Raw genomic sequence first — 26,872 nt, 5'->3', positions numbered from 1 at the left:
ATGTCTTTCGAATTTCTTGCTCCAGTAAATGATTTGGTTGTTGCTCATACCAAATTACTTTCAGATCACTCCATAGGAAAATATCTTCGCATTCATACAGGAGAAAATGGTGTACCAGATCTAGAAAAAGTTGACATCGCTATTTTAGGTATTCAAGAAAATAGAAATGATGTAAATTTTTTAGGAGAGCAATTAAATTTTGATGCCATTAGAACATCATTCTACGAGCTATATCCGGGAAACTGGGATGTGACGATAGCAGATTTGGGTGATATTGCATCTGGTAACGAAGTTAGTGATACCTATTATCTAGTACAAGAGGTGTTGTCGACATTGTTGCAAAAAGGTATTATCCCATTGATTATAGGCGGAAGTCAGGATTTGGTATATGCTCAATACCGAGCTTTTGATATCTTAGAACGAATGGTAAACTTGGTAAATATAGATAGTAAATTTGATTTGGGAAACTCTGCAGAACCTATAAATAATACGTCTTTTGTAGGTAAAATTATTGTAGAACAGCCTTACAACCTATTCAATTATAGTGCAATTGGTTATCAAACATATTTCAATGCTCAGGAAGAAATAGATCTTATAGAAAAACTATATTTTGATGCGTATCGTCTTGGCGAGGTCACCTCTGATGTTTCCATAGTAGAACCGGTAATGAGAGATGCAGACATAGTTACTATAGATCTTGGGGTTATGAATTCGAATAGTATGAACGGTTTTACTACCTCTCCTAATGGTTTCGATGGTAGAGAAATCTGCGCCATCTCTAGATACGCGGGCATTAGCGATAAAGTAAAAAGTTTTGGAATTTACGAGTTTAAAAATTTTAAGAATGAAGAGACTTCAGCTATGCTTATTGCTCAAATTATATGGTATTTTATAGAGGGTTACAATTACAGGTCAAATGAGATAGATATTAAGAAGCAAAAAAGTACATTACATTATAGTGTACCCGTAGAAAATGAAATTCTTTCCTTTTATAAAAGTTCCAAAACCGGAAGATGGTGGATTGAAATACCTTTTATTTCTTCAGGTCATAATAAATTGAAAAGAAACACGTTATTACCTTGCACGTATTACGATTATGAGCGCGCTTGTAATCAAGAAATACCTGAAAGATGGTATAAAGCAAAACGAAAAAACGAAGTTTAACATTTTTATTAGGCTGATTTAAGGTTTTTTTTAGAAAAAAATTGTTTTTCTGAAAATAAATGGATAGGTTTACGTCCTTAAATCTAGAAGATCTTAACCTAAAACACGTTATGAAGAAATTTGTATCACTCTTTGCTATTTTAGCAATGCTCTACAGTTGTGGTGGTGGAAACCGAGGAGAACTGGTCGGAGCACAAGGAAAAAAATGGCACCCACAGAAACCATATGGAATGGCACTCATCCCCGGGGGATCATTCATTATGGGTAAATCTGATGATGATAAGGCGGCGCTGGCAAATGCACCCACAAAAATGGTTACCGTTCGTTCTTTCTACATGGACGAGACCGAAATTACTAATAGTGAATATCGACAATTTGTAAACTGGGTTCGAGATTCTACCATCCGAATGCGATTAGCGATTATGGCCGACGAACTTGGTAAAGCCCCAGGTGACGATGGTATAGGTGAATATGCTTTTCTGGATGCTGATACTGAAAACATGACGGTTTACGAAAAATATATGTACGATAACTATAGTGGTACAGGAACTACAGGGTATGAAGGTAGACAGCTTAATAAAGACATTGATATCGAGTGGGATATCGATGATTATCCCGACGAGTTTTATGCTGAGGTAATGGATACAATGTATATTCCGTTAGAAGAATCTTATAATGGAAGACGAACGTTGGATGTAAGTAAATTTAGATTTAGATTCACGTGGATGGATATACAAGCAGCAGCTCGTGCTCGAAAAGGAGGGAGAAAAGACTTCGTAAAAGAAGAAGTAATAGAAGTATACCCAGATACTACGGTTTGGATAAAAGATTTCAGCTATTCGTATAATGAACCTATGCACAACGATTATTTTTGGCACAGTGCCTATGATGATTATCCTGTAGTGGGAGTTTCATGGGAACAGGCCAAAGCTTTTTGTCGTTGGAGAACTATAGAAAAAAATACTTTTCAGAAAAAGAAAGGAAAAGAATTCGTAAACTATTTCAGATTGCCAACAGAAGCAGAATGGGAGTATGCTGCTAGAGGAGGTCTGGAGTCTGCAACGTATCCATGGGGTGGCCCATATGCCTTAAATGACAGAGGTTGTTTCTTGGCAAATTTCAAACCTCTTCGAGGAAACTACGCAGCAGATAATTTCTTATATACTGTAGAAGCCAGAACATTTGATCCTAACGATTACAACCTGTACAACATGGCAGGTAATGTTTCTGAGTGGGTACAGTCCTCATACGATCCATCAGCCTACGAATATGTGTCATCGATGAACCCAAATGTTAACGATGATGAAAACAAACGTAAAGTAGTTCGCGGAGGTTCGTGGAAAGATGTTGCTTATTTCCTACAGGTAAGTACAAGAGATTACGAATATGCTGATTCTGCAAGAAGTTATATCGGATTTAGAACCGTTCAGGACTATATGGGTACTGACGTTACTGGAGAAGATAATACTGTGAATCAAAAATAAGTCCCAAAATTCTATCAACTTAATTACTAACCCTTTTTTAACATTTAGATTTAAAAAAAACAAAACAAATTTATTATGGCAAATTCAAAAGCAAGCAAAAAATTAATGAATATGGTATACGGTCTGGGAGCGGCCGTAGTAATACTGGGTGCACTTTTTAAAATTATGCACTGGCCTTTTGGTAATCAAATGCTTATCATTGGTCTAATTACAGAAGCATTCGTATTTACAGTTTCTGCATTCGAACCGGTAGATGACGAATTAGATTGGTCTTTGGTATACCCAGAGCTAGCAGGTGGTAACAAAAGAGATAAAAAACAAGATACTACTCCAGAAGGTATGCTATCAAAAAAGTTAGATACTATGCTTAAAGAAGCAAGAGTAGACTCTAGCTTAATGACTAGTCTTGGCGAAAGTATTCGTAATTTTGAAGGAGCAGCTAAAAATATCTCCCCTACGGTAGATGCTATTCAAGGAACAAAGAAATATAGTGAAGAGATGGCAAGTGCCGCTTCTCACCTCGAATCTTTAAATAGCTTGTACAAAGTACAATTAGAATCATCTGCACGACAAGCTGAAGCTAACCAGGCTATCGCAGATAATGCTGCAAAACTTCAGGATCAAATGGCAAGTCTTGCAAGTAATCTTTCTTCTCTTAATGGAGTTTATGGTGGTATGTTAACTGCAATGAATAGAAGTTAACAGTATTTAAACTAATTTAATAACTACCAAAATTTAAGAAGAATGGCAGGAGGAAAATTGTCCCCAAGGCAGAAGATGATTAACCTGATGTATCTGGTTTTCATCGCAATGATGGCATTAAATATGTCAAAAGAGGTGCTTTCGGCATTTGGTTTAATGAATGAAAAATTAACCGAATCCAATGCAATCTCTACTGAAAGAAATAATTCTTTTATGGCTGGTTTAGCTGAAAAAGTTAATGAACAGCCCGAAAAATATACTCCGTTAAAAGAGAAAGCAGATCAAATTAGTACATTATCTAATGAGTTCAACTCTTATTTAGATCAGCTTAAAGGAGAATTAACTTCTGATTTAAGTGATCCTACAGATTATGAAACTATGGATAAGTCACTAGCTTTAGATCAAAAGTTTTTTAAAGGAGGAAAAGTAACTGCAGAAGCTCAGGAATTTTTAGATAATGTTGAAAAATACCGTGATGGTGTTGCAACGGTTATCAAAGAGGTGAAAGAAGTTGATGAGTCTGTGGCTAACGACGTGTTAAAAACATTCGCCACCGCAGATGTAAAAGATCGATCTGGTGTGAATAAGAAATGGCTTAACTATAGTTTTGAAGGATTCCCATTAGTAGCCTCTCTTACAAAACTTACCCAGATGCAAGCTGATGTTAAAACAACCGAAAGCAAAGTTCTTTCGGCTTTATTAGCAGGTCAGCAAGCTTCTGAATTATCGTTTAGTAACTACGAAGCTATTGTAGTAGCAGATAAGACAGCTTTCTTTAGTGGAGAAAAGTTTAAAGGTAGAATCGTTTTAGGACGTTTCGACGCAACACTAAAGCCTACAAAAGTTACTGTTAATGGTAAAGAGCAGACTGAAGTTCAAAACGGACAGATTATGCTTGATTTCCCTGCAGGAAATGTAGGTGAAAGAGATGTAGCAGGAGAGCTTGAATTTAAAGAAGGAGATTCAATCGTGAAAATTCCTATCAAGAGTTCGTATACTGTAATTCCTAGACCAAATTCTGCGGTAATTTCGGCAGATAAGATGAATGTAGTTTATCGAGGTGTTAATAACCCTATGACTATTTCTATTCCTGGTGTGCCTAACGTAAATGCGAACGCACCCGGACTTAGAAAAACAGGAGGCGCTGGTAAATATATGATGAATGTTACTACTGTAAAAGCTCGTGAAGTAAGCATTAAAGTTAGTGGTAAACTAGCAAATGGTACTACTGTAAGCGATAGTAAGAAATTTAGAATCAAAGATATTCCAAGACCTGTAGGAACTGTAAGAGGTGAAGACGGGTCTATCAAGATGGCAAGAAATGCATTAGAAATTTCTTCTATCGGTGCAATATTACCTGATTTTGATTTTGACATTAAATTGAAAGTTACCGGATTTAAATTCAAGGTTGAGGGTCAGCCTACAGTTAGCATAAGAGGCGGGCGATTAAATTCAAAAGCCAAATCTGCTTTGCGTAAGGCTAAAAGAGGTTCTGCTGTACAAATTATTGATATAAAAGCACAGTTAACTACAAATGCTGGATATAAATTGAAGAAAATATCTCCTGTTATTGTTGAGTTAACGAATTAAAAAACTTAATTAGTTATGAATTTGAGAAATTTTGTAGTCATCGTTTTAGGTCTTTTGGTATCTGTATCGTATGGTCAAATTAATGTTCTGAATGCTGATCAACCAAGTGATATTGGTAAAAAGACAGAAGAACAGATTATGTATGATAATGATCACCCTTTGGAATATGCTTACGTAGATAAGCGAGATGTACTATGGGCTAAAACTACTTGGGAAACTATTGATCTTGATGAGCGTATTAATTTCCCATTGTACTACCCAATTGATACAAACAATATTGGTGTGAATCGTCGATCATTGTATGATGTACTGGTATCAAATATCAAAAACGGAAAGATTAAGAACATTTATTCAGATTCATACTTTACTGAAACTCGTACTTTTCAGGATCTTGAATCTACAATGTCTAAGATAGATACGACAGATTTGGGATATGAGCAGTACAATGCCGGTGAAACTGTAGATCCTCAATATATCAACAGAAGAGATATTACTTCTGCAGATATTGCTGAATACAAGATTCGCGGATATTGGTATTTTGACAAACGTCAGGGCGAGTTAAGATATCGAATGTTAGGATTGGCTCCCGTAGCTCCAGATGTTAACTTTATCGATGATGACGAGCCTGATATGGTTGCTCTTTTCTGGGTATGGTATCCAGACGTACGAGAGATTCTTCATAATGCATCTGCATTTAATAGAAGAAATACATCAATGCCGTTTACATTAGATCATATTTTAAATGCACGACGCTTTAATTCTGTCATATATAAAGAAGATAATGAACAAGGTGACCGCTCTATTACAGATTACGTTGTAGATAATGCCTTGATGCAGCTTTTGGAAAGTGAAAGGATCAAAGAAAGCATTAGAAATTTTGAAATGGATATGTGGAGTTATTAATCTAACGTACATATGTAGTAATAGTATAAGCAAAACGCTCAACTTTAGTTGGGCGTTTTACTATTTTTGAACTATGATAGATTACATTGTTGTAGGCTTTGGATTAGCTGGACTGTCGGTTGTAGAACAATTAGAACGGCATACCAAATCTGTTCATGTGTTTGAAAATTATTCTCAAAAATCGTCCAGAGTGGCAGGTGGACTCTACAACCCGGTAATTTTAAAACGTTTTACTGCGGCATGGGATGCTCGTGAGCAACTACAAAAGGCAATTCCTTTTTATCGAAATATTGAGCGTAAATTACAAGAGAAATTCATTTACGATTTGGCGATATTGCGTAGATTTAATTCGGTAGAAGAACAAAATTTATGGTTCGAGGCCTGTGACAAACCTATTTTAAGGCAATTTCTTTCAGCAACATTATATCAAAATCATAATACCGCTTTAGACATTCCTTTTGCTTATGGTAAAGTAAAGTATACGGGAAGAATCGCCATTCAAGAAATGTTAGGATGCTATTTGAACTATCTTGATCAAAAAGGGTGCTTGTCTCAAGAGGTATTTGAATATGATCGTATAGAAGTTCAAAATGATTGTATACGATATAAAGGCTTACAAGCAAAAAATATAATTTTTACTGAAGGTTTTGGAATTAAACGGAACCCCTTTTTTAACTATTTACCAGTAGTTGGAAACAAGGGAGAGTATATCATCATTAAATGTGAGCAATTACAGTTGAATGAAGCCGTTAAATCCTCTATATTCATTATTCCGCTAGGTGAACATTTATATAAAGTAGGGGCAACCTATAACCATCAGGATAAGTCATCTAAAACGACTACTTCTGCCAGAATCGAAATTGTAAAAAAGTTACGTACATTCCTAAATGTAGATTTTGAAATTGTAGCACAAGTTGCGGGAATACGACCTACTGTAAAAGATAGAAGACCTTTGGCGGGGACTCATCCCCACTATCGAAACCTACATGTTTTAAATGGATTGGGTAGCAGGGGTATACTTATTGGTCCGGCTACTGCAGAAAATCTTTATCATCATATAGAACACGGTGCAACATTACCTAAAGAGATAGCTATCAAACGCTATGAAACGAATAGTAACAAATTTTAAAAATTTCTTCACCGAAGGCAATGTTTAAAATTTTTAATGTGAGAGCGTAGCGTTTACATACGGTCTCAATTTTTTAACCTGCTTTATGCATTAGAATGTCGTTATGAGGTTTGAAAATGCACGACAAAGCATTGCTTTGGGCGAGACGTAGCGTTGGAAGAGTGTTTTCTAAGTTTCAGCATAGCATCGCTACGGTGAAACTTAAAAATACAACGTAGTGCTTGGTTTTGCAGCCGTTTAAAGCCGTAATAGATTTTCTAATGCATAAAGCGGGTTTAATTATTTCGTTTTCAAACAACAAAAAAAGATTTGAATGTAAGAAATGTTACGATAGACTTTTTTCTTTGCTGTAATTCATAAAGATATTAATCCATATGTTTCTAGAAAGTCGTAAAATTACAGGTAAAAAAACCACTAGCGTTAGTACTATGGCTATAAAAGTATGTAATAGCCCTTGTTTTAAAACTAAATTCGTAATAACAAAAGCGGCAACTGCAAAAGCAATACCAACAGCATAGCTTACATACATAGCGCCATAAAAAAAAGAGGGTTCAATCTTGTATTTGGTATTGCAATGACTGCAGCGTTCGTTCATTTTCAAGGTCTCTCCTATTTTGTAAGGGTTAGCCACCTGATACATGCTTTCGTTATGACAAACTGGGCAACTACCGGTTAAAATGCTGTAAATTTTTGTCCCTTTCAAGAAGTTCATTCGTGATTTTTATGGTAGCACAAATTTAATCATCTTTGCAAAAAATATTCAAAAGCTAATGTTAAACATACATAACTTGTCGATCTCGTTTGGAGGAGTATATCTTTTTGAAGAAATAAGTTATAAACTAACCGCAGGAGATCGTGTAGGTCTTGTTGGTAAAAATGGGGCAGGAAAATCTACAATGCTTAAGATCCTATCAAAAGAGCAGCAACCCGATTCTGGTGAGCTTGCTATGGATAAAGAGGTAAAGATTGGTTTTTTAAAGCAAGATATTGATTTTGTGCAAGGGCGTACCGTAGTCGAAGAAGCTTATGAAGCATTTACATCAATAAAAAAAATCGAACGCGATATTGATGCAATTAATAAGCAGCTCGAAGAACGAACAGATTATGAAAGTGAGAGCTACAATCAATTAATTACCGATTTAAGTGATAATACGCAACATTATGAGATCTTAGGAGGGTACAATTATCAGGGTGAAACAGAAAGAGTTCTACAAGGGCTTGGCTTTCTTAGGGAAGATTTTGACCGATTAACCGATACGTTTTCCGGGGGGTGGCGCATGCGTATTGAACTAGCCAAACTTTTACTTCAAAAAAATGATATTTTATTATTAGATGAGCCTACTAACCACCTCGATATAGAATCTATTATTTGGCTCGAGAATTTTTTAAAAACATATCCTGGCGTAGTGGTAATTGTTTCTCACGATAAAATGTTTCTAGATCATGTAACTAATAGAACTATTGAGATTTCGCTAGGTCGCATTTATGATTATAATAAACCATATTCTCAATATCTCGTATTGCGTAAAGAAATACGAGAACAGCAACTGGCTGCACAAAAAAATCAATCTAAACAAATAGAGCAGACTGAAAAGCTAATCGAAAAATTTAGAGCCAAAGCCTCTAAAGCTTCCATGGCACAATCACTGATAAAAAAATTAGATAAAATCGATAGGATAGAGGTTGATGAGGATGATAATGCTGTGATGCGTATTAATTTTCCGGTGAGTACACAACCGGGAAAAATTATTATGGAAGCTGAGAATGTAGGGAAGAAGTATGGTGAAAAGGAGGTTTTGAAGGATATTGACCTATTAATCGAACGTGGATCCAAAATTGCCTTTGTTGGTCAAAATGGTCAGGGTAAATCTACATTAGCAAAGATCATTGTTGATGAAATATCATTTGAAGGTACATTTAAACTAGGCCATAACGTAGAAATTGGGTACTTTGCTCAAAATCAATCTGAGTATCTTGACGGAGAATTAACAGTTCATGACACCATGATTCATGCGGCAAACGAAAAAACCCGTAGCAAAGTTAGAGACATGCTCGGGGCTTTCTTGTTTAGGGGTGATGAGGTTGATAAAAAAGTAAAAGTTTTATCAGGAGGAGAGCGTAATCGATTGGCCTTATGTAAAATGCTACTGCAGCCATTTAATGTTCTGGTTATGGATGAACCTACAAATCATCTGGATATCAAATCTAAAAATGTACTTAAAGAGGCTTTAAAAATTTTTGAAGGGACTTTAATTTTAGTATCGCATGACAGAGATTTTTTACAAGGGTTAAGCAACACGGTTTACGAATTTAAAGAGAAAAAGATTAAAGAGTACTTAGGCGACATCAATTTCTATTTAGAACAACGTAGCCTTAACGATCTTCGGGATATAGAAAAGAAAGATAATAGTGCTGAAAAAACGGTTTCTAATGGTAAAGAAAGTGCCAAACTCTCGTATGAACATCAGAAAAAGCTAAAATCGCTCAATAATAAGCTTAGTAATCTCGAATCTAAGATCAACAAATTAGAGCAAGAAATTAAAGCAATAGATGTGGAGTTAGCTATTAACTATGACGAAACTATCTCAAAACCAGATTTTTTTGATCAATACCAAAGTAAAAAAGAGGAGTTGGCGACCTTAATGGAACGTTGGGAAGTAGTGCAAGAAGAAATTGATAGTTTGAGTTCGTAATTGAATGATACCCTTTAGTGAGGGGCTTCTAAACAATAATTGGGGAATCAGAAACAAAACTACCGCCCTGTACCAATAAAATAGAACTTTTGTTTTGGGTAGGTTCTACTGCTATTTTAAAAATCCTTTAAATAGGATGTATACCTTTAGCATTACCTAAATAATAGCTTTATATTTTTGTGATATTTTTATCGTTAGTAGCGAGCGCAACTAATTATTTATAGATATTTTTGTGATGACAATTAAATTCAGCCTACTATGAATAATACGAAAGCCATCGATTTAAATGCTCACGCACTGTCTTGGGTGGGTAAAATACATTATGATTTCGGCTTTTTAGTGCAAAAAGCATTTCAGGAAAACGGATTAGACCTATCGAAAGAGCAATGGAGTGTACTCAAAAGACTTCATGTCAACGATGGGCAACCTCAAAACGATTTAGCTTTCATCACGCACAGAGATAAAACTTCTATGACCATTTTAATCAATACTATGGAAAGTAAAAATTTGGTAGTTAGAAAGAGTGACGAGAACGATAGAAGAGTGAATCGTATTTATCTTACCGATCATGGAAAGGAAACTATTGAAAAAGTACAACCCATCATGTATGACCTGATTCCTGCAGTACAAGAAAGCCTTAGCGATTTAGAAATAGAAACACTAATTACCGCATTGAAAAAGATCAAAGCGAAGATTGCTGATATCGCAGAGTAAACTGGTTTGTGATAGGTTTCGAGATGTTGTTTCTCGCTGGCTCCTTTTTGTAAGATTTCTTTGTACAACGATGCGATGTATCCCAAAATATAGAGACGTCTTTTGATAATGTCATTGAAGCATAGAATTGGCGTTGACTAATTTTTATGAGTTCTTTAACGGCAACCTAACCTTGATGTTGATAGTTTTGTGAGGCTTTCTAGAGTAAGACACAAACAAATCCATGCGTATGAGAAACATAATACTTTCTGTTCTTGGAGTAGTATTAATTATTGGTGCCGTGTTTTTAAGCATGAAAATAATAGATGGAAAAACAAGACCCAAACCAAGACCTGCAAAAGTGATTAAAACTGTTTTTGTAGATACGGTATCAAACACCACAGTCCCTATCCAAATAGAAGCTAACGGAAATCTTATTGCGAAGAGACGACTAGAGTTGTATGCCGAGGTACAAGGTATTTTTAAGGAAGGCACCAGGCTTTTTAAAACCGGGCAAAAATATCGAAGAGGACAGTCGTTAATTAGAATAGACGCTTCAGAATATTACGCGAGTGTTCAATCGGCAAAAAGTAATTTATATAATCAAGTCACTGCTATTATGCCTGACCTGCGCCTGGACTATCCCGAAATTTATGAAAAATGGCGTTCTTATTTAGGTAGTTTTGACATGAAAAAAGCTACTCCCAAACTTCCTGAAATTACTTCAGACAAAGAAAAATATTTTATAACCGGCAGAAATATTCTGACCTCGTATTACAATGTAAAAAACTTAGAACAACGATTATCAAAATACACCATCACCGCTCCATTCGACGGCGTGCTTACCGAGGCTTTGGTGACCGAAGGAACATTAATTCGCCAAGGTCAAAAGCTGGGTGAATTTATCGAAACAGGAGTTTATGAAATGGAAGTAGCCATTGGCAAAGAATATGCAGATCTGTTAAAGGTGGGAGAAGCAGTAGCACTTTCTAATCTCAATAAAACCAGAAATTACGAAGGAAAAGTGAGTAGAATTAATAGTAGAGTCGACCAGGCTACACAAACCATAACTGCGTTTATCGAGGTCAACGATGCTACTCTTAAGGAAGGTATTTACCTTGAAGCTAATCTAGACGCGAGAAATGAGCAAGATGCTATCGAAATAGATCGTAATTTGTTACAAAATGGAAATCAGATTTTTGTTGTAAAAGATAGTATTCTTGATGTGATTGATGTGCAACCGGTTTATTTTTCAGATACCAAAGTGGTGTTAAAAGGCGTTTCTGATGGTAATGTGATCTTGAATAAACCGGTGCCGGGAGCTTATGCCGGAATGCTGGTTAAAGTGTATCAAGAACCTACAAGAAACACATCTGCACCTGATGTTCATACGATCAGTACAGGTACAAAACCATAAGCATGCGTAAAATCATTTCATATTTTATAAAATATCACGTTGCCGTTGATGTTATTGTTATCGCATTTATTGCATTTGGTATTTTTGGTGCCTTATCTTTAAAATCATCATTTTTTCCACTTACAGATTCCAAAAATATAACTATCAGTGTTGTGTACCCGGGAGCCTCGCCGCTTGAGATTGAAGAAGGCGTTGTACTTAAAATTGAGGATAATCTTAAAGGACTAGAGGGCATAGAGCGTGTTACATCAACCTCTAAAGAGAATAGTGGAAGTATTAATGTTGAAATTGAAAAAGGGAAAGACATTGATTTCATGTTGCTTGAGGTTAAAAATGCAGTAGATAGAGTTCCCTCTTTTCCTATAGGAATGGAGCCTATAGTGGTTGCCAAACAAGAAGCCATTCGACCCACTATTAATTTTGCAGTAAGCGGCACGAATATCCCACTACAAACACTGAAACAAATTACGCGACAAATAGAAAATGACCTTAGGGGTATTGAAGGCATATCACAAATAACCATTAGTGGATATCCAGAAGAAGAAATTGAAATAGCCGTTAATGAAAATAGTTTGCTGGCATATCAATTAAGTTTTAATGAAGTGGCCCAGGCAGTTAGTCGGGCAAATATTTTAACCACTGGAGGGACTATTAAAACAACTGCTGAAGAATACTTAATACGAGCTAATAATCGATCTTACTATGGTGATGAACTTTCTAACGTTGTCATACGATCAGATGCTTCAGGTAGAACGATACGCCTAAAAGATGTTGCTCAAATTAGAGATCGTTTTTCAGAATCACCTAATGCTACCTATTTTAACGGAGATTTGGCAGTAAATGTCGAAATTACCAGCACTAACACAGAAGATTTAATTTCTTCCGCAGAAAAAACAAAAGAATATATAGAGCAATATAACCAGAAGTATAACAATGTACAGCTTAATGTAGTTAGTGATCGTTCGATAACATTGGTACAGCGTACAAAACTGCTTACAGAAAATGCGATAATAGGGATGCTGCTCGTACTTATCTTTCTATCTATATTTTTAAATACGCGCCTCGCATTTTGGGTGGCTTTTGGCTTGCCCATAGCATTTTTAGGAATGTTTGTGTTTGCCGGGTATTTTAATGTTACTATTAATGTATTGTCGCTCTTTGGGATGATTATTGTGATCGGAATTCTAGTGGATGATGGTATCGTTATTGCCGAAAATATTTACCAACACTACGAAAAAGGAAAAACTCCGGTACAGGCAGCTATTGATGGAACGATGGAGGTAATTCCGGCGATTATTTCAGCAATTTTAACTACCATACTAGCCTTTGGAATCTTTTTGTTTCTAGACGGTAGAATTGGTGATTTTTTTGGTGAAGTTTCTGTGATTGTCATACTCACATTAACCGTATCTCTAGTAGAAGCATTGATTATATTACCGGCACATTTAGCCCATTCTAAGGCCTTGAGAGCAGAGGGTAGTGAACCCAAAAAAGGAATAGCTCGATTGTTTTCTAAATTACGGTATGTTAATGCCTTTGGGGATCGCATAATGAGATGGCTTCGTGATCATATGTATAGTCCTGCTTTACGCTTTACACTTCAACATAAATTTTTCACGTTCTCTATTTTTGTGGTTATACTTATCATTACCATTGGTAGTATAGAAGGAGGTATTGTGAGAACCGCATTTTTTCCTCGTATTGCTAGTGATAGAGTATCGGTAGACTTAGGAATGCCTAACGGGACTAACGAAAAAGTAACCGATTCTATTATAAGTATGATAGAAGAAAATGCATGGTTGGTTAACAAAGAACTTACCGAAGAGTATTTGCAAGGAGAAGAATACGAAGGTAAAATGTTGTTTGAAAATGTGATTCGAAGTATTTCTTCGTCTTCAAATGCTGCTTTGCTAATTAATTTGTTACCAGGAGAAGAACGTCCAGATGCAGTAAACTCGGGATTGGTAGCAAATCGTTTGCGAGAAAAAGTAGGCCCTATATTTGGTACAGAGCGGCTCATATTTGGTTCTGGTGGTAATTTTGGAGGAAGTCCGGTATCGGTATCCCTTTTAGGAAATAATATCAGAGAATTAAAAGCGGCAAAAAGAGAGTTTAAAGAAGTTTTAGAAAGTGATGTACGTCTAAAAGATGTAGCCGATAACGATCCTGCCGGCATTAAAGAAATAAGACTTGAGCTAAAAGAAAATGCCTATGCGCTAGGACTAAATTTGAGAGACATTATGGCGCAGGTAAGGGCTGGTTTTTTCGGGGTACAGGCACAACGTTTTCAAAGAGGACAAGATGAAATAAGGGTTTGGGTACGTTACGATCGTAACAATCGTTCTTCTATCTTAGATTTGGATAATATGCGAATTGCTACAGCTACAGGAGAACGAGTACCACTAAGTGAAATCGCTGTATATAGTATCGAGCGTGGCGATGTAGCGGTAAATCATTTGGATGGTAGGCGTGAAATTCAGATCTCTGCTGATCTCAAAAATCCTGAAACAACAAGTTCTACCGCTATTTTGGATGAAATTCGCACGATCATCATGCCAGAGATTCTTTCTAAATATCCAACGGTTACTCCTTCGTACGAAGGACAAAATCGAGAGGCTGGTAAGTTTTTAGGATCATTGGGACCGGTTGGATTAACTTCGTTAGCACTAATATACATTACCATCGCTTTTACTTTTAGAAGCTATAGTCAACCTTTACTGTTATTGTTATTAATCCCATTAAGTCTTCCGGCGGTAGCCGTAGGGCATTGGATACATGGTTTCCCGATCAATATACTATCTTTATTAGGAATAATCGCTCTTATCGGAATTATGGTTAATGACGGACTCGTACTTATTGGTAAATTTAATAGTAATCTACGACAAGGGATGACCTTTGATAAAGCCATTTATGAAGCAGGAAAAGCTCGTTTTAGAGCCATTTTTCTAACATCATTAACCACAATTGCAGGATTGGCACCGTTGATTTTTGAACAAAGTAGGCAAGCTCAATTTTTAATCCCAATGGCAATTTCTATTGCTTATGGTATAGGCTTTGCCACCGTGCTTACACTATTAGTATTGCCTTTATATTTATCCTTCAGTAATAAGGTCAAGGTAGCAACCAAGTGGCTCGTTACCGGAAATGAAATCTCAAAAGAAGAGGTAGAGCGTGCAATAAAAGAACAAAAAGAAGTAAATAAGGAACATGAAGCGCTACAAAAAGCTTAAATATATACAGAAAATGATTTTTTTCCTGTTTTTGACTTCTGGCGTAGTAGCTCAAAAGCTAACAAAGCAGGAAGCCATACGATTAACGCTTGAAAATAATTTTGGGATTCTGATTGCTACCAATAATATCGAAATTGCTAAGAATAATAAAGGGCTACTTAATTCGGGATATTTGCCATCCTTAACAGGTAATGCGGGAGCAGACTATCAAGAATCATCTTCTACTACCTCATTTCCGGGGGCTTTTCAAGAATTCATTCCAGAAGGGACGACTGATACTATTATCAGGCCACGTCCGGATATAGAAATTTTGAATGCAGAAACGCAACGGTATAACGCTTCTTTAAATCTTAATTATACATTATTTGACGGACTAGGGAGATTCTATAACTACAAACGTTTAAAAGAGCAATATAATCTCACAGAATTACAAGCAAGGGAGACTATCGAAAATACCATTCTACAATTATTCACAGTTTATTATGAAATTGCCAGATTAACAGAGAATGTTCAAATTCTTGAGGAAACTCTTTATGTTTCACAAGAAAGAATCGTAAGAGCAGATTATCAATTTGATTATGGACAGAACACGAAGCTTGATGTGCTTAATGCTGAAGTAGATGTTGCAAACGATAGTATCAATCTTATTAATACCAGACAGCAGTTGGCAAATACCAAACGTGATTTGAATGTAATTCTAGATAATGAATTAGAAAATAAGTTTACTGTTGATACACTTGTGAATTTTGTATCCAGATTAGAAATAGATGGGTATTTAGAGACATCTATCGATAACAATGTAACTTTATTACAAAATGAAAGTAATTTGAAAATCACCGAGTATGATCTAAAAGTTAGTAAATCCGGTTATTTACCAGTCATTGGTTTAAATGGTTCTTACGGTTGGAATCAAGCCAGAAATCCGCCTTCTGCTTTCTTTCCTGGAAATATTTCTGACACTTATATACTAGCTGCGGGGGTTAGTCTTACCTGGAACCTTTTTGATAGCGGAACTACCATTACTCAAATTAAAAATTCAAAAATTGCCATAGAAAATCAGGAATTGGCAAAAAATCAGATAGAAAGACAAGTACAAAGAGATATAGCCAATGCATTAGGTAATTATGAGAACATGCTTAAAGTATATGAGATACAACAGCAAAACGTGATTACCAATCAGAATAATTTTGATCGCTCTCAAGAACGCTTTAAATTAGGGCAGATAACCTCTATCGAATTTAGACAAGCACAGATAAATTTAATACAGGCACAGACCAATAAAACGTTAGCAAAGTATGATGCTAAATTAGCAGAATTACAATTGTTACAACTTACAGGTCAGCTTTTGAATGTTGATTTTTAAAATGGAATAATGTTTGAACATTTTTTTCAGTGCCCATATTGTTGGGAAGAAATTTCGATGCTTTTGGATCCATCTATACTACATCAGACGTATGTCGAGGATTGTGAAGTCTGTTGTAATCCAATAGAAATACATTCTAAATTCGAAAATCAAGAATTAGTAAGCTTTGATGCTATGAATCTTGAGCAATAATCTAGTAGCTTCATTAAAAGGGAGTTATAGTTTTTTTCAATTTTTTTAGTATAAATGCTATGGTTTACAGCAAAATTGGTTGTATATTTGCCATCCAATATCGCGAGGTAGAGCAGTAGGCAGCTCGTCGGGCTCATAACCCGAAGGTCACAGGTTCGAGTCCTGTCCTCGCTACAAAAAATAACCTCTTGATTTTCAAGAGGTTATTTTGGTTTACAGAGGGAAGTTTTTTAGTATTTTTTGTTGATTTTGCTCTGGTGGTAAGTATTTACTGGTGGGATGGGATCATTTACATTTCTTACAAATTGTTTTTCCCAGAAAATTAATAAGTTTCACACGACTTTTAATAATCGATATGCAAAATTCATGAGGATAATGAAAGGGAAACGCTTGTTTCTGGTTCTTGAATGATGATGTATTTTCAGTATTCTTTGTCTTGCAGGTAACGTTAATGTATGGTGCATATGCAGTATGTATGTGTTATATTCTTTATTTTCTTTTTTCTCTTAATATTTTGAATTTTTTGTGTCTAGGATCGGTAAGTTTATATCTTTCCGAGAGTTCGATTGGGATTTGTTTGTAATGGTCTTCTGGCATTCTTCTTTTATCTAAATCAACGATTCCAATTTTTGAAGATTCAATTCTTCTTCGGTACTTTTCAATTAAACTTTCCTGAGTTTGGTCTATTATTAGTCTGCTGTGTGTTGAATAATTAGGAGTTCTATTACAAAGTTCTAAGATGTCTAGTTGCTTAAATTTCAATTCTTCATTTGCAAAAACGTGCAGTTCGGCAAGGTTTTTCATTAGGTTTAAGTCAAAATCAATTTCTTTCAGATTGTTATATGACAAATTTAACTTCGTTAACTCCACAAGAGAATTCAATTCCACTGGTAGAATTTTCAATGCGTTATCAAACAAGGAAAGTATTTTCAATTTTGCCAACTTGCCAATGGTTGTGGAGACCTTCTTAATTTCATTAAATCCAAGCTCTAAATATTCAAGTTTAGATAATCGACTTAAATCGAAATCAAGGTTTTGTATTTGGTTGTTAAAAAAATTTAAATGGGTTAGTTTTTCCAAATTTCCTACTTCTTTAGGTAAATTTACAATACTATTACTATAACCAAATAAGTGTTCAAGATTTAACAAATCGCCAATTGATTCAGGTAATTCTGTCAAGTCATTCTTAGAAATGTGTAAACGTTTTAAGCTTTTACAGCTACCAATATTATTTGGTATGAATTTCAAATTGTTCTTGTCAATGTTTAGTATTTCAAGATTTTCAAGTTCAAAAATCTCGATTGGCAGCTCTTCGATATTGTTCCCGTCCAAATAAAGAACCTTGAGTTTTTTAAGTCTTGAAATTTCACTTGGAATACTCTGTATGTCATTATCTCTCAAATTGAGATTTGTCAAATGTTCCAACTTAAAAACTTCACTCGGTATATTTGTTAAATCTTCCTTTGTTAGACTTAGTAAAGCCGATTTTTCAGAATTCGCTCGTTCTATTTTAGAAATTATCTGGTTCATTTGCTCTTATTGCATATAACGTTGGATATATAGCAAGTTGGACAGAAAATAGGCGATTATTTTCAGTTTAACCACAAGCCTAATCTTTTGTATTAATTTTTTTCTTTTAATACCAAATCAAAAGATTCCTTAACTTAGGAAATAGACAACAACCTTTTGATTAAAAACTAATTATCCGATTTGCTATATAATGTTATGTTTGTTTTTCCAAATTAATATACTGCGAATCAATTTTATTCACAATATGGATGAATATTTTCAAGAATCATCTCAGTATAGTCAACAACATCCTCATTTGAGTGATTTTTAAGTTGGATAAAAAACTCAAGATGCGAACACAAAATTTTTCTTAGTTCAAAAGCCCACTTATAATCATCTGGATAATTAAATGATTTTTTTTCATTTTCTATTTGCTCGTAAGACCATTTAGTTTTATCGGGAGGCTTTAATCCAAAAGAAAAATAATATAGAATTTCCATTAAATTACTAAGTACTTCAGCGTTAGTACCTATTTCAATTCGTTCTATTAGGAAAGGACAAATAGGAACAGAAATCGATCCTATATTTCCTTGATGAGCAACAATATTCCATAAATGATTAGCTGCATTTTCAGAAGTCTTTGTATTAGTACTAGATAAATTGACTATCGTATTTGAAAGGTTAGAAGAACTAGAATTAGGTGAACAGGGATGAGAGTAATCAGTCCAATTAATTTCATGCAGTCTTTTTTTTGAAACTCTATATCCATTTACTTTTAATTAAACGTCTCTTGTATGTTGCATTTGCCTGCCGAAGGTCGCATATGCAATATACAAATTGTTAGCATCTTTTGTTAATAGTCCTGTATCAATACCTCCGTTGGGATATGGAGAGTAAGATTCAGTTTGCGTATCATTTCTAAAGTCAGTTTACGTTTTTTATTTAAAATTTCACTTACCCGACTTTTGAACCCCATAATTTCAGCAAGATCTTTTTGTTTCATCCCCATTTGTTCCATTCTGAACTTTATTGCCTCAATAGGATCAGGCATTTCAATAGGAATTTTTTCGCTTTCATATTTATCTATTAAGATGGATAATATTTCCAATTCATCTCCTTGTTCAGTTCCTTTTTTCGCATCAAAGATTTTTTCAAGTCTTTCAAGAGCAATTTGATAATCTTTTTCGTTTCTTACAGGTGATATTTTCATTTTAAATTTCGTTTGCGTCAATTTTGTCGTATTCAGCGTGTGTTCCCATAAAACGTATCCAACAGATTTCATAATCAAAGTTGAATTTTACAATAAGACGGTAATTATTTCCTTTAATATTAAAGACAATTCGATTGTTTTTCAAAATACTCGCGTTCGGATATTCACTTTTCAATTCATTAATATTTTTCCAGTTAGCTTTTTCGGTCTCTCGATACCAAGATTTAAGTTGTTGCTCTGAATCAGCGTGTTTTATCCAAAAATCACGTAAAGTTCGTTTCGCAATTATTCTCACAATTAATTGTTTAGTGCAAATATAATAAAAAGTTACCAAAACGGTAACTTTCCTGATTTTTCTTGTAATTGATGCTAATGGTAAATATAACAAACGTTGTTGTCTCGCAAGGCAACTATGTTTTGTTATATAGTGTGTGTCTTGAATTGTAAATAGTTTATCTCGTGTAGATTAGGGTTTGTTGTGAACTCGTATCAATGTCAACACTATTCATTTCAATATCATTAATTGTCCCTTGATTACTCTGTGCAATACTTTTTATTCTTAAATTCTGATTGGTTAAAACTTCAATTTCGAATGTAGTTATCGAATCATCAACTCCTTCTCCTTCCACAATTCAGTATAGTAAGTTATTAGTTTCATTCAATAAATATATATATCTAGCATATCTAAAATCGCAATCTTCAAACCCTTCTTGAATTACATCTGGTTCAAATCCTTCAGTATCTACAATTATAAAATTAGCTATAAAATCCTCAGTAAAAATAACACCTTCTCCTTGTTCACAATCTCTTAAATCTAATTGATTTCCACCAAACAATTTGGATTTCAATTTCCATTGTCCAATAATTGAAGCTGTTTCTTGATTATCATCATCAGAAGAGCAGTTTACAAACATTAAGCTTATTAGAATTAATGATACTATATTTAATATTTTTCATAAGTTTTTTAAAATCATTTACAACGTTTATATGTGTCATCACAGGGGTAAAATATTACCTTGTTTTTCGATTTTTATACGTGGTTATTGCTAATTTTTTTTATTTCAAGTACTGCGCCTTAGTAAAAATACAACAACCAATCGATTGATCGCTTTGCGACTTTGGGTTAAGCGAATATCGGTGAAGAAATGCGCTGACCTTCCATCCGCCGCTGATCGGCAGGAAACTTTGTGTTCAACCGGACCTTTAAAAATAAACTCAGCTTACCAGTCCGTGACCTGTCCGTTTAAGTTCTGTTTGTGTTTTGCTTTTCAGGCTTTTCCATACTGAACTATAACACTAAATATATGGATTGGAGAAAAGCAAGAAAATCTGAACCAATTGATCTACCCGCACATTTTTATTTCCTGTTTAATTTGTAAAAATCTAGTGCCACTGCAAAAGGGGAATGGCCTTTTGATTTAGCACTCAATTTTGCTCTGATTTCATATATGATGTTACAGCACAAATATTTTTCCTTTTTTTTGGTTGAGATTTTCTTTTACGGTTTTTAGATTTTTATCCTGTTTCTTAGGGTGCAAACCTGCGCAAAGCTTTTCATTTTCAATTTATTTTATGAACATCATATGTTTCTTTATTTAAAAACAATCACTTCCTGCACCCTCTATCGGTTTTTCTATACAATTGCCATCACCAAAACATACTGTTTCAGTACAAGGTCCGTCATCCTGAGAACAGGATAAAAATACAAAAGCAAAAATAGTCAATAATAGATATTTCATTTAATTAATAATTTTAGTGTAGATATATGTGTCTTAGTAGAGAAAAATGTTACCACGTTATTGATATTTTTTGTTATAACATTATAGGTGATTTTTTTAATTACAATTATTATTGTAGAAGTTAACAACTTTATAGATATCTTTTTTTTTGAATTCCTTTTTTTCTATCTTTTTAAGAAGCAAAGGGCAATCTTTAAAAAAGTTTAGGTCATTTTTATTAAGTTTTTTTCCGATTCTAATAGTTATGTTATTTTTTTCCATAAAATATAGTAAGCTTGTTGATACTTTTATTCCGGTTGAAATTTCTCTATTTGCAACAATTATATTATAGAGATTAATTTTTCCTAATCGCACTACTTTCATAATTTGAAAATTACTTCCAACTTTTTTATAACGGTATTTTACAACTCCTCTTTCTGTAATGTCATAACCAGTTATATGATTATAATCATATGATTCGGCTTTTGAATTCTCATTATCTTTATATTTTATTCCTCCAAATTTTCGTTCTTTAATTAGTCCATTTTTAATGTTTCCATCTTTTAGATAAACTTTTCCTGCCTTAAATTGTGCATTGGCAATTAAAAAAAATAACATTAAAAAAAAAGTAAGATATCCTTTTTGCATTCTAGATTACGATTTTATTACTTGTAAAATTTTATTGTAGATCTTCCATTCGGTAAAGATCATTTTATTACACTTTGAACTATGTGCTGTAATGATTGTATATAATTATCATGATAACAATATTTCTCTTTTATGCGTAGCTAAAGTAGCAAATCTTCTACATTTTTAAATTTTTCAAAGCTATATGTGTGTAAATTTGAGTAACCTTGCTGGATTGATGACCAAATAAAACCCGAATATAGCGTAAATTTATTCTTTGTTCTAAAAGATGAGTCGCAAAAGAATTCCTGAGCATTTGTAGATGTACAGTTTTATTAATTGTAGCTTTTTTGCAGGCTGATTCACGGATTTCAATACGCTAGAGGCACTGTATTTTCTTCCTGAAGCAATCGATTCAAATAAATATACATTAGGTTTATAGAATTGATAGTATTTTCTAAGATATGAATAACTATTTGATTTAAAACGGTTTAACGATCCCTATTTTCTTTTGTTTGCCTTACTGTGATGAGCATACTCTTCTTATCAATATACGTATATTGTACATCTAATAATTCACCTCTTCGCAACCCAGAGGAATAAAGTAGGCTAATAATACATTTATGTTTTTTGTAACGTTAGTTATTCTTAAGATAACTATTAGATTTGTTTTGACAAATGAGATGCTGTAAATAGCTTCGGATTTCTTGCTCAAATAATGCCACAATATCTCTGTTCGGATAACAGGTAGTGAATATTTCAAACTGTGATATATAGGTTTTGCAGGTATTTAAAGCGTATTGTTTGAGTTCTGATTTTTATTGTAACCGTTACCATGGGGCGGTATTCTCATAAGTAGAACTTGACTCTAATTATTTTTAATATGAAAAAGAAAAACATAATTATAAAGGATAATTAATAGCCAACAATGAGGAAGTAGTAATCCAATTGATTAATTGCCACTTGTATGTTCGATAGCATAGTTTAGTATTTTAATATTTTCCGATACTAAACGAAACCAGCTAGTATTCTTATTGGCTTTTCGTTTGGATCTTAATCATTTTCTTGGGGGGTGCATACTGATTCAAGAATTCACTCGGTGTAATGCCAAAATGTTTACGGAAATGCGTAGAGAAGTGATTGGGAGCAGAAAATCCCGTGTAGTAGGCAATCTGTGAGATATTAAATTTTCTTTCCTGTAATAATTTTGCAGCTTGTTTTAAGCGCTCTGATTTGATAAATTCATTAACGGTTTGGTTTGTGATAACTTTTACTTTTCTGTATAGTTGTACTCTGCTCACGCCAATCTCCTTGGCGATCATCTCGGCATTCAATTGGGTATTATCCATATTTTGTTGTATAATATCCAGAATTTTTTTTATGAATATCTCATCTAATGATGCTATTTTCATTTCCTGAGGTTTCAAATCTAGATCTATTTTAAACCGTTCTTTTAATAAATTTCTGTTTTTAAGAAGATTGTAAACATAACTTCGTAACACTTTTTTATTAAAAGGCTTTTCCAGATAGGCATCTGCTCCATTATCATAGCCTTCTATTTTATCTTCGGTTTGAGTTTTTGCAGTAAGCAAAATAATAGGGATATGACAGGTATCTAATTCTGATTTCAGTCTTTGACATAGTTCTATACCATTGATCTCTGGCATCATAACGTCTGAAATGATCAAATCAGGATGGGTTACATCTATTAAATTAATAGCTTCTTTTCCGTTGTTCGCTTCAATAATGTTAAAATCGATAAGAAAACAGTCTTTTATAAATGCTCTAAGTTCTTGATTGTCTTCAACAATTAGCAACGTAAATTGTTTGCCACCTTTATCTGAGTTTTCTGATAAATTTGAAGGTTTAGCAAAAGCTCTTTTCGGCGTAGGTATTTTTGTAAATACGTTAGCGTTATTTTTAGCTACTATTTTATTTTTAGAAGTATCTTTTATTCGGATGTATGGTAAATTTACAATAAAACTTGTCTTAATATTAGGAACACTGGTGACCTCTATATTTCCTCCAAGTGTTGTTACCAAATCCTTTATGTAAGAGAGTCCAATACCTATACCGGCATGTGCGTTTTGGTGATCTGTATCTGAGGTATAGAAGCGCTCGAATATGGTGTCAAGTTCAGTGCTAGAGATTCCTTTTCCGTTATCTGTAACTATTATTTTCAATACTCCTTCTTTTCCCAGGGTTTTATTTTGGATATCAAGCTGTACAAAAACTTGTATGACCCCTTTCTCTGATTTGGATACATTTTTTATCGCATTCGTTAAAAGATTTGTTATTATTTTCTCAATTTTATCAGGATCAAAATTTGTGAATAGCTTGGTTACAGATGAGTGTACCGAAATTTTAATTCCATCCCGAATCGATAAACCTCTAAATAGATTAATAATCTCTGTGATATGTGCGATTAGATCTCCTTCAACAAGTTTTTTTGATAACGTACTTTCTTTCACTTTATAGACTTCTAAGATTTGATTGACCAGTTTCAAAATTCTGGATGCATTACTGTGAATTAACTTATAATACTTCTCTTTAACCTGTTTATTCAATCTTGCTTTGGTATCTAATAATTCTTCAGCAGGGCCTAAAATCAAAGTAAGAGGTGTACGGAACTCGTGAGAAACATTAGTAAAAAACTGTAATCTTGATAATGAAAGATGTTCAACTTTTTTTATTGTTTTTTTCAGTTGGTCACGCTGCAACTCGATTTTTTCATTTTTATGCTGTAATTCTTTTGCGTTACTTTTTAAAACAATAGTAAGACGCTTCAGTTGATAATAGTTTTTTATAGTTCTTTGGAGCAAGTAAAAAATAATGCCTAAAATCATGATGACAAAGCCTATAAGTTCTGGTCTTTTCCACCATAACGGTAATACATTGAAAGTAACCGATGCCGGAGATGACTCTATGTTTAGCTCACTATCAATAGACCGAACTTCAAGCCTGTACGCTCCGGAATCTAACCCGCTAAATTTGTGATATTTATTCGTAGACCAAGGGGACCAGCTACCCTGATTTAATCGAAACGAATAACGCAAATCCTTATCGGGTGTAATCTTAAAATGGTCATTTCCCTCCCAAAAAATTGCAGTGTTACCAGACTCGTCAACCTGATTATTAAAGACAGTGATCTTGGTTTCTGGAGCGTAATTATTTGGTTTATAGTGTATCGACCTATATTTTTCTTCTTTTTTTTGAGCATCTTTTATTTTAGACAGACCTCTTCGTTTCCAATTAGAGAAAGACTGATTGAACCAAAACTGACCTGCTTTATTGATTTCAATTTCATTACTTTCGGGATGTTCAAATAAAGAAGTAGGAAAAACATTTGATGCCCAGCTGTGACCATCAAAATAGCTCATTCCTCTATGAGTGATAGCCCATATACGGTGTTCATTTTCAGCAAAAATATCAATGATATTATTGTCGGGGAGGCCTTCATTTATAGTGTAATTAATCCATTGCCCTTTTTTTAGACAAAAAATACCATAATGCCGGGTCCCTAACCATAAATTTCCCGTATTGTCATTTTCTACACAATCTACAGGATCGTTTAAAAAACGGTTTTTATGATCTTTGTTCCATTTCATACCATTGTATTCCCAAAGTATTTTACCTCCAAACCACATCACTTCATCAGGGGATTCTCCAATCCCGTAACAACTGTTCAAAGTGCCTGAAGGGGGGAGATGATGTATCCAGTCTGTTTTATTTTTTTGAGGAGATAAAAGTTGCAATATCCCTCCTTTATGTCCTCTGTCGGGTTGTAGATCTACACTACACCCTAACCATAAAGACCCATCAAAAGATTCAAAAATGGCATCTTGATTGATACCCCATGATAATTCAGGAAAGGTCTTAAGGAACCATTTTTCACCAGAAAAATAGGCGGCTGCAGCAGATTCTTGGTGGCTACCCAAAGCCCAAATCTCTCCGTACGATGTTTTAAACAATTTTACGGGAGTGTCTATCATACCTTCTTGGCGACCGTATGAAAACCATTGATCGTTACGATGCACGACGGCTTGACCCTCTACGGTAAGAAACCACTCTTCGTCTTTATCATTTTCAAATTGATAATTTAAATTTTCGTAAGTTGACCAAATTTGAAACGTATTATCAAATTTGTACACTCCGCTTAGTTCTTCTACTACCCAGATTTGTTTATCAAAAGACTCATGAAAAAGCAATCGCGAACTTGTGGCTACTGGGATTTCTGGGTTTTCAAAAACTTGCCATGTGTTATTTTTCTGCTGAAAAATTCTACCGTGCCCTTCTATCCATACCGAATTTTTAGAATCTATCAAAACGCTTTTTTGTGCGTCTACACCTCCAAAACGTGTACTTAATTTTATGGTTTCCCAACGCTTTCCGTCAAAAAAATTAACCCCGAGATCATGAGCCTCAGAAACTACCCATATATCACCCTCGTCAGAGGCTGCAATATCAATATAGCCTCTTATTTTGAGACCAAACTCTTCTGAAAAGTATTTTCGAAGCGTAATTTTTTTTGAAGTAGGACTATAATCAAAAACAGCAATTTTACCCAAGTCTTTTTCGTTACTTATGCCAACATAAAGTGTTTGCTTATTATCGACAAAAATGTCCTGAACATTAAAAATCCTATTTCCTTTTGTATCAGATAAAGTTAGATGATCAGCAACTACATGAATATTTGATGAGGAAATCTTGAAGCTTTTTAATATAGTTTTAGTTTTTGCCGATACGTAAAATCGATAATTCTGCTCTTGGATATGTACTAGTCCCGATAGCTCTGAGTGCAGGTCGCCAAAACCAGCAAAAATACTTCCGTCTGGCATATTCACAATCGAATGGAAGTTTAATGGTAAGAAGCTAAAAGCTAAATAATCCTGCCATTTTCCGTTTTTCAGAAAGTAAATACTCTCATTAGTGCCTACAAGTATGGCGTTATCACAAGAAGCATGTAGGGTTTGAATGTTTTGCGATGCAAGCGCTTCGGGTTTTTCATAAAAGTTCCAATCGTAGCCATTATATGCCACAACTCCTGTAGTACCACCAAACCATAGCGTATTATCATTAGACTGAGTAAGGCAAGTGATGTTATAAGATTGAAGATCATCAAAATGAGTCCATCGCCATTGCTCGTTAATAGAACTTGATATTTGAGGATCGTATCTATTTTGGTCGAACGATTTTGTAGAAAAAAATATTAGGAATAGAAAGAATAATGACCGATGCATATTTTCTT

Annotated in this window: 24 protein-coding genes and 1 tRNA gene; 13 read left to right on the top strand and 12 right to left on the bottom strand. The window is 34.3% G+C overall.

The window, feature by feature from the left end; genetic code table 11:
• The 6 genes from J8281_RS05675 to J8281_RS05650 all read left to right on the top strand — a co-directional run bounded on the left by J8281_RS05675 (position 1) and on the right by J8281_RS05650 (position 6,972).
• Positions 1-1,164 carry a formimidoylglutamase gene (locus J8281_RS05675; RefSeq protein ID WP_210196636.1) on the top strand — a complete coding sequence of 388 codons (1,164 nt, stop codon included), beginning with the start codon at positions 1-3 and terminating at the stop codon, positions 1,162-1,164.
• Positions 1,165-1,274: 110 nt separating this feature from the next.
• Positions 1,275-2,648 carry a gliding motility lipoprotein GldK gene (gene gldK / locus J8281_RS05670; protein ID WP_210196635.1) on the top strand — a complete coding sequence of 458 codons (1,374 nt, stop codon included), beginning with the start codon at positions 1,275-1,277 and terminating at the stop codon, positions 2,646-2,648.
• A 75-nt stretch (positions 2,649-2,723) separates the two neighbouring features.
• A complete protein-coding gene (gene gldL / locus J8281_RS05665) occupies positions 2,724-3,350 on the top strand; it encodes a gliding motility protein GldL (protein ID WP_210196634.1) in 627 nt (208 codons plus the stop codon).
• 42 nt (positions 3,351-3,392) lie between these two features.
• The gene (gene gldM / locus J8281_RS05660; RefSeq protein WP_210196633.1) at positions 3,393-4,940 is read left to right on the top strand and encodes a gliding motility protein GldM; all 1,548 of its coding nucleotides are present in this window, start codon (positions 3,393-3,395) and stop codon (positions 4,938-4,940) included.
• Positions 4,941-4,955: 15 nt separating this feature from the next.
• The gene (gene gldN / locus J8281_RS05655; protein ID WP_210196632.1) at positions 4,956-5,843 is read left to right on the top strand and encodes a gliding motility protein GldN; all 888 of its coding nucleotides are present in this window, start codon (positions 4,956-4,958) and stop codon (positions 5,841-5,843) included.
• 73 nt (positions 5,844-5,916) lie between these two features.
• Positions 5,917-6,972, top strand: coding sequence for an FAD-binding oxidoreductase (locus J8281_RS05650; protein ID WP_210196631.1), 1,056 nt, complete (start codon positions 5,917-5,919; stop codon positions 6,970-6,972).
• 325 nt (positions 6,973-7,297) lie between these two features.
• On the opposite strand, the gene J8281_RS05645 is transcribed toward J8281_RS05650, so the two are convergent.
• Entirely contained in the window at positions 7,298-7,684 is a 387-nt protein-coding gene (locus J8281_RS05645; RefSeq protein ID WP_210196630.1) for a DUF983 domain-containing protein, read from the bottom strand.
• 58 nt (positions 7,685-7,742) lie between these two features.
• Here J8281_RS05645 and J8281_RS05640 point away from each other — a divergent pair, with 58 nt between their 5' ends.
• The 7 genes from J8281_RS05640 to J8281_RS05610 all read left to right on the top strand — a co-directional run bounded on the left by J8281_RS05640 (position 7,743) and on the right by J8281_RS05610 (position 16,734).
• Positions 7,743-9,665 carry an ABC-F family ATP-binding cassette domain-containing protein gene (locus tag J8281_RS05640; RefSeq protein WP_210196629.1) on the top strand — a complete coding sequence of 641 codons (1,923 nt, stop codon included), beginning with the start codon at positions 7,743-7,745 and terminating at the stop codon, positions 9,663-9,665.
• 258 nt (positions 9,666-9,923) lie between these two features.
• The gene (locus J8281_RS05635) at positions 9,924-10,379 is read left to right on the top strand and encodes a MarR family winged helix-turn-helix transcriptional regulator (protein ID WP_210196628.1); all 456 of its coding nucleotides are present in this window, start codon (positions 9,924-9,926) and stop codon (positions 10,377-10,379) included.
• Positions 10,380-10,608: 229 nt separating this feature from the next.
• Positions 10,609-11,775 carry an efflux RND transporter periplasmic adaptor subunit gene (locus J8281_RS05630; protein WP_210196627.1) on the top strand — a complete coding sequence of 389 codons (1,167 nt, stop codon included), beginning with the start codon at positions 10,609-10,611 and terminating at the stop codon, positions 11,773-11,775.
• A gap of 2 nt (positions 11,776-11,777) precedes the next feature.
• The gene (locus J8281_RS05625) at positions 11,778-15,005 is read left to right on the top strand and encodes an efflux RND transporter permease subunit (protein WP_210196626.1); all 3,228 of its coding nucleotides are present in this window, start codon (positions 11,778-11,780) and stop codon (positions 15,003-15,005) included.
• 13 nt (positions 15,006-15,018) lie between these two features.
• On the top strand, positions 15,019-16,368 hold the full coding sequence (locus J8281_RS05620) for a TolC family protein (protein WP_210196625.1): 1,350 nt from the start codon (positions 15,019-15,021) through the stop codon (positions 16,366-16,368).
• Between the two features lie 9 nt (positions 16,369-16,377).
• Positions 16,378-16,560: a CPXCG motif-containing cysteine-rich protein gene (locus J8281_RS05615; protein ID WP_210196624.1), complete on the top strand. Its 183-nt coding sequence runs from the start codon at positions 16,378-16,380 to the stop codon at positions 16,558-16,560.
• A gap of 101 nt (positions 16,561-16,661) precedes the next feature.
• Positions 16,662-16,734 (top strand) — tRNA-Met (locus J8281_RS05610).
• Positions 16,735-17,049: 315 nt separating this feature from the next.
• On the opposite strand, the gene J8281_RS05605 is transcribed toward J8281_RS05610, so the two are convergent.
• From J8281_RS05605 to J8281_RS05555, 11 genes are all read right to left on the bottom strand, one after another.
• On the bottom strand, positions 17,050-18,090 hold the full coding sequence (locus J8281_RS05605; protein WP_210196623.1) for a leucine-rich repeat domain-containing protein: 1,041 nt from the start codon (positions 18,088-18,090) through the stop codon (positions 17,050-17,052).
• Between the two features lie 233 nt (positions 18,091-18,323).
• Positions 18,324-18,569 (bottom strand): hypothetical protein, encoded by a 246-nt coding sequence (locus J8281_RS05600; protein WP_210196622.1) that lies wholly within the window; start codon positions 18,567-18,569, stop codon positions 18,324-18,326.
• 353 nt (positions 18,570-18,922) lie between these two features.
• A complete protein-coding gene (locus J8281_RS05595; protein WP_210196621.1) occupies positions 18,923-19,279 on the bottom strand; it encodes a type II toxin-antitoxin system HigA family antitoxin in 357 nt (118 codons plus the stop codon).
• A gap of 1 nt (position 19,280) precedes the next feature.
• Positions 19,281-19,574 (bottom strand): type II toxin-antitoxin system HigB family toxin, encoded by a 294-nt coding sequence (locus J8281_RS05590; RefSeq protein WP_210196620.1) that lies wholly within the window; start codon positions 19,572-19,574, stop codon positions 19,281-19,283.
• A gap of 157 nt (positions 19,575-19,731) precedes the next feature.
• Complete coding sequence (locus tag J8281_RS05585) at positions 19,732-19,908, bottom strand: hypothetical protein (protein WP_210196619.1); 177 nt, start codon at positions 19,906-19,908, stop codon at positions 19,732-19,734.
• Between the two features lie 3 nt (positions 19,909-19,911).
• The gene (locus J8281_RS05580; RefSeq protein ID WP_210196618.1) at positions 19,912-20,193 is read right to left on the bottom strand and encodes a hypothetical protein; all 282 of its coding nucleotides are present in this window, start codon (positions 20,191-20,193) and stop codon (positions 19,912-19,914) included.
• 681 nt (positions 20,194-20,874) lie between these two features.
• Complete coding sequence (locus J8281_RS05575) at positions 20,875-21,018, bottom strand: hypothetical protein (RefSeq protein ID WP_210196617.1); 144 nt, start codon at positions 21,016-21,018, stop codon at positions 20,875-20,877.
• A gap of 96 nt (positions 21,019-21,114) precedes the next feature.
• Complete coding sequence (locus J8281_RS05570; RefSeq protein ID WP_210196616.1) at positions 21,115-21,645, bottom strand: hypothetical protein; 531 nt, start codon at positions 21,643-21,645, stop codon at positions 21,115-21,117.
• Positions 21,646-21,802: 157 nt separating this feature from the next.
• Positions 21,803-21,994 (bottom strand): tyrosine-type recombinase/integrase, encoded by a 192-nt coding sequence (locus tag J8281_RS19945; RefSeq protein ID WP_371812593.1) that lies wholly within the window; start codon positions 21,992-21,994, stop codon positions 21,803-21,805.
• A gap of 121 nt (positions 21,995-22,115) precedes the next feature.
• Positions 22,116-22,241 (bottom strand): hypothetical protein, encoded by a 126-nt coding sequence (locus J8281_RS19940; RefSeq protein WP_371812592.1) that lies wholly within the window; start codon positions 22,239-22,241, stop codon positions 22,116-22,118.
• Positions 22,242-22,655: 414 nt separating this feature from the next.
• The gene (locus tag J8281_RS05555) at positions 22,656-26,864 is read right to left on the bottom strand and encodes a response regulator (RefSeq protein WP_210196615.1); all 4,209 of its coding nucleotides are present in this window, start codon (positions 26,862-26,864) and stop codon (positions 22,656-22,658) included.
• Positions 26,865-26,872: the final 8 nt, after the last annotated feature.

It is taken from the genome of Aquimarina sp. U1-2, from assembly GCF_017897595.1.
Lineage (GTDB): Bacteria > Bacteroidota > Bacteroidia > Flavobacteriales > Flavobacteriaceae > Aquimarina.
Note: the sequence above shows the minus strand (reverse complement) of the source record. Positions and strands in the feature narration are given on the sequence as shown.